This window comes from Microcoleus sp. D2_18a_B4, from assembly GCF_036702475.1.
Classification (GTDB): domain Bacteria; phylum Cyanobacteriota; class Cyanobacteriia; order Cyanobacteriales; family Microcoleaceae; genus Microcoleus.
The window spans coordinates 1-10,176 of the sequence record NZ_JAUBTL010000109.1 but is presented as its reverse complement, the minus strand read 5'-3'; the positions used below and the strand labels follow the sequence as shown (position 1 = coordinate 10,176).

Genomic DNA, 10,176 nt, shown 5'->3' with positions numbered 1-10,176 from the left:
ATGCCCTATGCCCTATGCCCTATGCCCTATGCCCTATGCCCTATGCCCTATGCCCTATGCCCTATGCCCTATGCCCAATGCCCTATGCCCTATGCCCTATGCCCTATGCCCGCGTGAGCACCTCATGTTACTGAGAAAGGCTATAGTTCCCTAAGTTTACACTCTCTTTCTGCTTTCTCCCTTCTTTCTTCGGCCTTCTCTGGCAATCGCTTTTAACTTGGTATGAAAATCAGTGTGTTTGACAACAGGGAATGATTTTGCCACAGGTTTGTCGGCTAATTTGTGCTCGGCTTCGGCTCGATCGGCGAGGGCGGTAATAGCTACATCTTCATATACTACAAATTCTGTATTTTCTTTTGTGCGATCGTCGGCTGCGGGCAATTTTCCTGTTTCCTGGGCCTCTGTGTTCGGGACTTCTGCATGAAGCGCCACATCCAGTTGCGCCTCTGACGGCAATCGCAAATCTAACTCGGCGACACCAACTTGCGATTCCGGGTTGGAGAAAAGTATATCCTCCTGCGACATTTGATCACCAATTTCCCCGGTTAAATTTTGAGGAAAATTGTTGCATACCAAGCGTTCAAACTCGCGATTGAAATGATAGAGAGGTTCACCTATCCGGTGCCACATACTCAATAGCTGTCCCACAGAAACAGCCTTGTAGCGGCCTTGATAAAGCGCTTCAACCACTGCTAAACGCAGCCAATAGCCGGGATACTTGGTTAGCCATTCACCCGCCAATTTCTCGGCTTTTTTGCCACCTAGGTCAAAACCGTAGTGAACCAGCAGAGCCGCTGCTTGTGCAGATATTGCGGTCACTTCTGTCATGTGTTGTCTGTTGACTGTTGACTGTTGACTGTTGACTGTTTTCTGTTGACTGTTTTCTGTTGACTGTTGACTGTTTGCTGTTGACTGTTGACTGTTGAGTGTTGTCTGTTGACTGTTGACTGTTGACTGTTTTCTGTTGAGTGTTGTCTGTTGAGTGTTGTCTGTTGAGTGTTGGTTCCAAATTCCCAATGACCAATTACCAATGCCCCATGCCCAATGCCCCATGCCCAATTATCCAATTGAATTAATCGGATAAACGCACTCCTCCATCTACAGTTCCCGCGTCCCCGGAAAAAGGTTCGGGAGTCCCATTCCAGTTGAAGTCGCTAACTCTAAAAGTTAGGCTGCCGACTTGACGCTCAGGGTTAAAACGCAAAATGATTGCGTAGCTGCGACGGCTGTATTCTAAAGTGTAATTCGTACTGATTGTTTCCGCACTTTCTAAATTAATAGCACTTTGAAATCCCACTCGAAAGCCTCCGTAAACTTGCTGGACAAGTCCAAAAGACAGGACTCTCAAATCTACTAAGCGATCGAATAAAAACGGCGAGATACCGTCGCGCCCCACCTGGGTATAAGTCACGTTAAACCCAGTGTAGTCGAGGAAAGGGCGGGAGAAATGACCGAACTGCCCTTGAATGCCGACGCTGCCGGCGAGGGAATTTTGTCGATCGCCACTGCTGTAATAAGTACCAACTCCCCGGAGTCCCAAGGCCAGTTGCAAGAAAGGAACCACCGGCGTCCGCGTATACCTCAAACCCTGGGTGGGAGTGCGGGGCAGGGGTTCGCCCTCCCACAAGCTGAAGCCGCGGCTTAGGGCGAAGCTGACTTGGGAACGGCCCAGATCGATGCGGTTGTTTTCCCGCACTGGTTCGAGCAAGTCTGGTCGATCGGTGTCAGCATTGATAAATTGATACCCAGCTTGGTAGCTGAGATTGAGGCCGGTGCGTCCGAGTGGGATGACTGGGGAAGTGAGGACAGCCCCCAGGCTGCTCTGCACGGTTTGATAGCCCAGAGAACCATTGAACAGTCGATCGCGATAACTGTATTCTGCAGCCAGAGAGTGAGTGCCGATCAACTGTCGCAGGCGCAAATTGCCCCGAAAGCTGTTTTCCGGCAGATTCGGGAAATTTTCCAAACTCAGAAAGGTTGCCGATCCATCCAGCCTGGTGCGCGGGCCGAGACTAGCGCCCAACCTCGCTTTGAGCCCGTAGCTGTCGGGAGAAAATGGATTACCGCCGTGCTCTGCAACGATCCGCTGAAGGTATATTTGGGGCGTCAGGGTTAGCCGCACCGGCCCGTTTTGCAACACCTCAAAACCGCACTCGGCATACAAACCGCCGCGTTCGCCTCCGTCGTAACCAAAGGTCAAACACGGGCCGTTTTGCTGCCGGCTGTCAAACACTTGCCTGCGGGGATACACGGGTATTTTCACCCGGTTGTCGAACACCAAGCGGGGTTTAGTTGTGACTAATTCCTCTGCCGTGGGCGAAATCCTTCTAATCGTCGCCCTCCGGGCCCTGTATTCAAATTCCGGGGGGGAAAACGGGTCGTTAGTAAGCCGAATATTGGTTGCTACCCTCGCGCCGTCTGGCAGGAGTTCGATGCGTTCAGCTTCAAAGCGGACGCGGTTGACGGCGCCGACCACTTGGGGGGCTGCTAGCTGTCCGCCGCCGCCGATAGTCACTGTAGCAGATCCGGGGGATTTGACTCCGCGCAGGGGCTGCTGGCTGGTAATTCGATCGCTCAGGGGCTGTTCCAGAATCGTCCCGGCACTGATATCTGTAGGCAGTGTGGGGGTCAATTCGCTACCTGCTGCGGGCAGGAATATTTCGCCGCGTGCTTGTTCGACTGCGCCGCTGTTGAGGCCGAGATTGAACTCCATCCGCTGACCGCGCACTACTTGTTGGCCGCGGGTATAGGCGACATTGCCGGATGCTACCACTTGGCGGGTGACTAAGTTGACGATCGCTCGATCGGCATCAATCACAGTTTGCCGGAACCGCACAACGACATTACCAACCGCCGTGACAATTTGCTGCTTATCGTCGAATTCTTGGCTGTCGGCCTTAACTTCGATAGTATCGGCCGGAGTAACCGGAAAAGGCACCGTCCGCTGAGAAGGGGCGGTGCGGACTCCCGGCGGGGCGGCTGGTTTAGGTTTCGGTGTCGGGGCGGGGGGGGTTCTGGGTGCGGGGGTGGTTGCTGGTGCGGGAATCTCGAACTCCTGTTGCCCGCTGGGTGCTGGTTCTAGCGCGGGTTCTGGAACGGGAATCTCCGCAGGTTGGGGAGAGTTATCTTCTAACTGCCGGCCTTGGGCCTGATACCAACTTTCCTGGTTTCCGGCAAGATTTCTCTCCTGTTTTCTCTGCGCCTCTGCGGTTCGTTCCCGATTCCGAATGGCAATGGCATTTTCTACCGAACCCAATTGGTAAGCAGTAAACGAGGAATCTTTCGGAGTTTCCGCAGTTTCGGGTTCTTCGACAGGGGCCTGCCCCTGAAATCCCACCACTGCCTCGCCGCTTTCGACTTCCGCTAGGGGGTCGGCGATTTCTGGAGGCTGGTTGGTGGCTGGCGTAGTGCCCTGGAGTGTGGCTGCGGGTTCTGCTTGGGCTGGTGTGGGTTCTGGCTGAACGATATCTGGGCTGGGTTCCGGTATTTCTGCGGGGTTGCTGCGGGTGTCTCCATCGCCGGCCGCGACAGTGAGGGCGACTTTTTTTTGCTTTGCGATGTAGATGATGGCAGAGGGTTCGGGCGGCGGTACCGGATAGGGCATAGTTATAACAGGTAAGTCATCCGATTTTAGATTTTAGATTTTAGATTTTAGATTTTATAGGGTGCAAATTATTTATAATTTTGCATCTAGAAGGCAACTGTTTAAACATTAATCTGATATCTAAAATTCCCCGTGGCTTTGGCGCGCCGGAATAGGGCTGCTTTCAGAAGTTGCTTCCGCCACAAGATAACCTCGCTGAGTCAGTGCGAGGTCAATCGATTTTAGATTTTAGATTTTAGATTTTAGATTTGAAGCATTGACCCCACGGAGCAATTCGGGGGGCAAGTTTCATCGGATACAGGTTTTTTATTTCTGGACGGATGAATCCGGGGGCTTGTATCCTGGATGCTTTCGGTCAAGTTTTTTTCGACTAATTTTTGCGGGTTTACCTGCTTGCTGGGGGGCTGCGGTGGCGTTCCCCCCAGCAAGCGGCCGAGATAACTTGTTTATTCCATGTCTCTGCGGTTGGGGTTCCGGGCTGGGTCATTGGACAAAAATCCAAATATGAACAGGGAAACAAAAAATAAAACAACTACATTAACTACGATTTTGAGGGTTAGCACTGTGGGAGTCTCCAAAGATGGCATAATACTGAGCTGATTTGCTGCTGTTGCGGCAACTTTTTTATCATAAGCTAAAGATTAGTCAATTTTCTCTTTGCTGTTGAGGATTTTGGGCAAGTTGATTTTTGCCCAATTCCAGAGTTGCTCGGCGAGGTTTTCTAGCCGCAGCATAACTCGATCGAGCCATTCGAGCACTTGTTCTAGGGGGTGCTTAATGTATCCCATCGATTCTGCTTTTGTTTCTAAGTATTCGTCTTCGGGTTGGACGCCTGCGCTGTGATTTTTTGGTTCGGCTGCGGCGGGGGTTGCGGCGGTGTATCTGCTGGTTGGCGCGGTGATTGCTGCTGGGGATTGGCTGTTTTGTCGGGTGTTCGGGTTTGTGTTTTTTGGCACTTGGGTTTCCGGCGCGCGCCCTGGGGTTGATTCTGCTGCGAGTGCAGAGCTATTTTTTTGAGTAACTGCTAAATCAGATAAATCAGATGCTGTTTGGGGTTGACTTTTTGGGCTTTTTGTGAGCAAGCTCTGTTTTAGCTGCCCCAGCAGGCGGTGAAGTGCTTCGGGGTAAGGGGATATTGAGACTGCGGTCGATCGACCTTCTGGCAATTCTCCTACTTCTGCAATTTGCTGCTTGACTTTTGGGCTGGTTTGTGATATTAGGCTTTGAGCTTTTGCCTCTGGTTCGGAACTGCCGTCGATTAAATGCTGCGGTGCTGCTTCCCCGAATAAGTCTTGCCAGTTCAGCCACGGTCGATCGACCTCTGGGCTTTTTTGCGTGTTTTTTTCCTCTTGAAGCTGTTGTAAATAATACTTAATTGACAGGGATTTCTCCGTATTATCACTTGCGGCTGTTTCTTTGCCTAGGAGGTGGTCTACTGACGACCAAATAATTCCTTCGATGTTTCGCGCGTATTTTTCCAGGATTTCGCGGGCGGAAAAATCTAAATTGCCGTCTGTGCCGGATGTATTAATTTTTACTCCGGAGATTTCTGTTGGTGCGGCGGTTGTTTTTAGCGCTGGCGGTAGGGTTAATTCCTCGATGTTGACGGCGGCGCGATCGAGTAATGTAACAAAGGAGAGAGGATTGCTGACTAGACGATCGAACTTGCTGTTAAAATTAGTTTCTAGTTTTGGGGTATTGTGGTCGATCGAATTCGATGCAGCAATCAAGTGCTGTGCGGTATTTGCTCCGCTGATCACGCTGGCTTTTTTGGCTAGTAGGATTGAATTGCGGTCGATCGATTTTTTAACTGCGAGGATTGATTCTCCAAACTGATTTCTTTTGAGAGCAACCGGACTCGTCTGAAGCCAGGCCATCAATTCCCAAAAACGACGCATCGGCGGCAACTGCGCTTTTTTGGCAGCCGACTCCAAACCGAGATTAAATTTTAATTCTTTTTGGGTTATTTCCCGTTGTTCGGGGCCACAGTTTGCTACTTCCCAAGTTATGCGACCTTCGAGCATTTCCTGCTGTTCGGGTGTCAAAATATCTAATATCTGATTTTCTTTTCCCACCAATACTAAAGTGCGGGCTGGGATAAAACTGGCAATTCCCTCAACTTTCGGTTGGGGTTGTAATTGAGTTTTAGCAAGCGGGTGTTCTAAGACGGAAGTTGTTTGATGCTTTGCGGTTTGTCCGCTAAAATTGATGGCCGGATGTAAATTGTTAGCAGTATTTCCCTGATTTATTAACAGCGGGAAGCTGGCTAAAGTTTTCGCGGTTTGCGACGAGTTTAGTAAATTTTCGGCGAGGTGCAAAATTTCGGCGATCGAACTTTCCTCGGAAGTTTCGCCCTGATAGCAATTTTGTGGCAAATCGGAATTTTCGTCCCCGGCAAATTCTTGTAGTTCCGGTAACTCTACTTTTTGACTTGATTCCCGCAACTGTCGGCCCAGCATTCTGGAACTTTGCACCAGCAAATAAGCGGGATAAAGTAGAATTTGGGTAGCGGTGAGAGTTGCTTCTTTAATTTGACGCCAAGTTCGATCGCAATTGTCAGCGACTTGGCGGGACTGTTTCGATATAAAATTTAATAGTCGGCTTTGGTATGGGCCGTAGTAACCGTTGGACATAAGTTTAATTATTGAATTCAGGGAATTGCTAAATATTGCTGTAAAATCAAAGCGAGCTCTTAATCTCCGCTTCAAACCCTCTGAAACCTTTTTCTTCGCGTCCTAGCGCTAACGCGCCGCTTCGCGTAACGCGTCTTCGCGGTTCAATCCGATCTTTGATTCCTACACAAGTTTGATTTTAGCTAAAAATGAGCGCTTCTGTGTCACCTGCTAGCAACAATATTTCTGCCACTGTCGAAAAGTTGCGCCGCCTCAGCCAAGTGGAGGTTCAGTCTGGTTGGAGGTACTGCGATTCTGACTCGGCTGTCTCTTCGGTAAATATTTGTAACAGCCCTGTTGCCGAACTTAACAGCAAAGGACATATTGCTTGGCCGTCTGGGAAGCAAGTTTTGTATTTGGGCCAGCAATTTGTAATTCCTGACAATTTGCACGGCTATCCTGTGGTTGGTTTGCGGTTGCTGCTGGGTTTGACTTGGTGGGCAGAAGATGCTCAAATTTTTGTGGGCGGCGAGTTAGTCGGACAGGGAGATTTATTTGATTTTGCCGATCGAGTTTTGTTGAGTTCGTCGGCTAATCCCGGAGATGAATTTTTAGTAATTTTGCGGTTGGTAAGTCCGGGTCACGATAACGGTGCTTTAGTGCGATCGATTTGTTTGTATGAAGCTGCTGACTCTTGTTGTTTCGATCCGGGTTTTGTGGCTGCCGAATTAGAGATTTTGCAAAATTCGCTTAGTCGAAATTTAGAAATTGAAAATTCCCAATACCTCCCCACCCAAATAATAGCAAATACCCCCCGGTTTGTCAAGGGGGAAATGCTGAAATCTGAGATTGATTTGGCGCTTGGTTTGATTGATTGGTCGGCGGTGGGCGATCGCGAAAAGTTCGATCGCTCGCTGTCTGTTTTGCGGCACAATTTATTGGGATATCTGCGGGCTTTTTTGGGGGATTTAGATGAGGGAACCGCAGAGGGCGCAGAGGGCGCAGAGGGAGGAAGAAGGGAGGAAGTTTCGGAGGTTGGAGAAAATAGCGATGCTACATCTATATATATAGGAGAAAGTGGTGAGCTGACATCTATATATACAGGTAAAATCTATTTGGTGGGTCACGCTCATTTAGACTTGGCTTGGCTGTGGCCTGTCCCGGAAACTTGGGAAGCGGCACAGCGAACTTTTGAGTCGGTATTGAAATTGCAATCGGAGTTTCCCGATTTGATTTTCTGTCATTCTACTCCGGCGCTTTATGCTTGGATGGAAGAACATCGGCCGGACTTATTTGCTGCGGTTAAAAAACAGGTGGCCGTCGGACGTTGGGAAGTTGTCGGCGGGATGTGGGTAGAACCGGATTTAAACTTGATTTCCGCTGAATCAATGGTGAGGCAAGTTTTTTACGGACAGCGTTATGCAAAAGAAAAATTTGGGGAATTGATGCGGGTAGCTTGGCTACCGGATACTTTCGGTTTTGGGTGGCAATTACCTCAGATTTTGCGGCAAGGCGGAGTTGATTATTTTGTGACGCAAAAGTTGCGGTGGAATGATTCAACGGAATTTCCGCACGGTGCGTTTTGGTGGGAAGGGTTGGACGGTACTAAAATATTTAGTATGATGTCTGCTCCAATTGGTGAAAGCGTAGAATCTGTGAAAATGGCAAGTTATGCTTTTGACTGGCAAGTTAAGACTGGTTTGCAAGATGCTCTTTGGTTGCCTGGGGTTGGCGACCACGGCGGTGGCCCGACTCGTGATATGTTGGAGGTGGCGAAACGCTGGAAAATGTCGCCTTTTTTCCCGAAGTTGGAGTTTGCGAAAGCGGTTGATTATTTGTCTTTGATTGAGAGTCAGTTTTTGCCGGAAGTTGCGACAACTAGGCCAGAAAGTGATGTTCCAGAATCGGACAATCAGGAGAATTTGCTGGCGCTAGAATTGTCAAACTTGTCGGCAATTTCCGCAACTAAGCCCGAAAGCGATGTTTCTGAATCGGATAATCAGGAGAATTTGCGGGCGCTAGAATTGTCCAACTTGTCGGCAATTTCGGATGCAAATCCTCCCATCTCACAACTCAAAACTCTTCCCGTTTGGAAAGACGAACTTTATTTAGAATTCCACCGGGGTTGCTACACGACTCGCGCCGACCAAAAACGCCAAAACCGCCGCTGCGAAGAATTGCTCTACCAAGCGGAGTTGCTGTCTTCGCTGGCCACTATTTGTACTGGTGCGGTTTATCCGAAATCTGAGTTAGAATCTGCTTGGAAACAAATTTTGTTTAACCAGTTTCACGATATTTTGCCCGGTTCTGCGATCGCCCAAGTTTATGCGGATGCTAATCTAGCTTTTGCTGAGGTCGATCGCACTTGTCGCGAAATCCTGCTAAAATCTTTGGATGCCATCTCGGCTCAAATTTCTCTGCCGAATCCTCCGCAGCCCGACGCTCAACCAATTTTGATTTTCAATACTCTCAATTGGTCGCGCTCTGAGGTTGTCGCTGTACCGCTTCCCGATGCCGCTGATTCAGCTTGGCAAATTTACGATTTTTCCCGACGGCGATTGGCTTCGCAGATTGTCAGGGGCGATCGACCGCAATCGCACTCTACACTGTTATTTTGGGCAAATAATATCCCCGCCGTTGGCTACCAGGTGTTTTGGCTGTGTCGCGAAGACGCTCAAACTGTGGATAATGCGTCCGCGAGTCCAGAAACTGAAAAAAAGACAGAGTTATCGAAACTTACATACGGTATAGCACAAAAAAACACACCTTGTCAAGAAACGCATTTTGCAACCGCAGAAATGGTTTTAGAAAATGAATTTATTCGGGCAACAGTAGACGGCCAAACTGGCAATTTATCGAGCATTTGGGATAAAGTAAATAACCGAGAAGTCTTGAATTCAGCAGGCGGCAATCAACTGCAAGCATTTCAAGACAGCGGCCAATATTGGGATGCTTGGAACATTGACCCAAATTATGAAAAACATCAATTACCCGCGCCGACACTCAAAGATATTTGTTGGGTAGAGCAGGGGGAATTACGGCAGAGTTTGCGCGTAGTCCGACAAATTGGCAAGTCGGAGTTTTGCCAAGATTATATAGTAGAAATAGGTTCGCCCCTGCTGAAAATCAAGACAGTTGCAGATTGGCAAGAAACTCACGTTTTAGTCAAAGCAGCCTTTGGGTTAAATCTAGAAGCAGATTTTGCAACTTGCGAAATTCCCGGCGGTGCGATCGCACGCACAACCAAGCCGCAAACACCCGCCGAAAAAGCCAAATGGGAAGTGCCGATTTTGCGCTGGACTGATATCAGCAATGACGGTTTTGGAGTGAGTTTGCTCAATGATTGCAAATACGGTTGCGACCTTCAACCAAATCAAATTCGGCTGACATTGCTTCGGGGTTCGACTTGGCCGGATGAACAAGCAGATGTAGGAGTTTCGGAATTTACTTGTGCAGTGTATCCCCACAGCGGAAATTGGCAGGATGCCGACACAGTTCAACAGGGGTACGAGTTGAATTTACCGCTGCTAGTAAAGGTGTTACCCAAGTTAGAGAAAAATGGCCACAAGACTCTGCCCGCAGATGGCAAGCTTTTAGATTTGTCCGCCCAAAATTTAGTGTTGATGGCTTTCAAACAATCGGAAGACGATTCTAATGTGTGGATTTTGCGGTGTTGCGAGTGTCACGGTGAAGAGGCGAAGTTGGAATTAAAGAGCGATTTGGGTTTGGCGATTAGTCACCCCGTCGATTTATTAGAACAACCCATAAATTTGCCCCAGAAGTTAGATGATGGGACAAGTTTCACAATATCACCGTGGAAAATAGCGAGTTTTGCAGTCAATTTATCATTACCAATTCAGATATAGCGGTTCTCAAAAAAGTGAGGTATGCCCTATGCCCTATGCCCTATGCCCTATGCCCTATGCCCTATGCCCTATGCCCTATGCCCTATGCCCTATG

At 48.9% G+C, this 10,176-nt stretch carries 5 protein-coding genes; 1 reads left to right on the top strand and 4 read right to left on the bottom strand.

The features are described from left to right. Positions 1–156 precede the first annotated feature (156 nt). From QUB04_RS31710 to QUB04_RS31695, 4 genes are all read right to left on the bottom strand, one after another. Positions 157–1,053, bottom strand: a complete 897-nt coding sequence (locus QUB04_RS31710; RefSeq protein ID WP_333290642.1) for a hypothetical protein — start codon at positions 1,051–1,053, stop codon at positions 157–159. 19 nt (positions 1,054–1,072) lie between these two features. Then, on the bottom strand, positions 1,073–3,604 hold the full coding sequence (locus QUB04_RS31705; protein WP_333290641.1) for a DUF3769 domain-containing protein: 2,532 nt from the start codon (positions 3,602–3,604) through the stop codon (positions 1,073–1,075). 446 nt (positions 3,605–4,050) lie between these two features. After that, on the bottom strand, positions 4,051–4,167 hold the full coding sequence (locus tag QUB04_RS31700) for a photosystem II reaction center protein I (RefSeq protein ID WP_039887172.1): 117 nt from the start codon (positions 4,165–4,167) through the stop codon (positions 4,051–4,053). Between the two features lie 78 nt (positions 4,168–4,245). Next, positions 4,246–6,237, bottom strand: a complete 1,992-nt coding sequence (locus QUB04_RS31695; protein WP_333290640.1) for a hypothetical protein — start codon at positions 6,235–6,237, stop codon at positions 4,246–4,248. Between the two features lie 188 nt (positions 6,238–6,425). Here QUB04_RS31695 and QUB04_RS31690 point away from each other — a divergent pair, with 188 nt between their 5' ends. After that, positions 6,426–10,082, top strand: a complete 3,657-nt coding sequence (locus QUB04_RS31690; RefSeq protein WP_333290639.1) for an alpha-mannosidase — start codon at positions 6,426–6,428, stop codon at positions 10,080–10,082. The last annotated feature ends 94 nt before the right edge of the window (positions 10,083–10,176 follow it).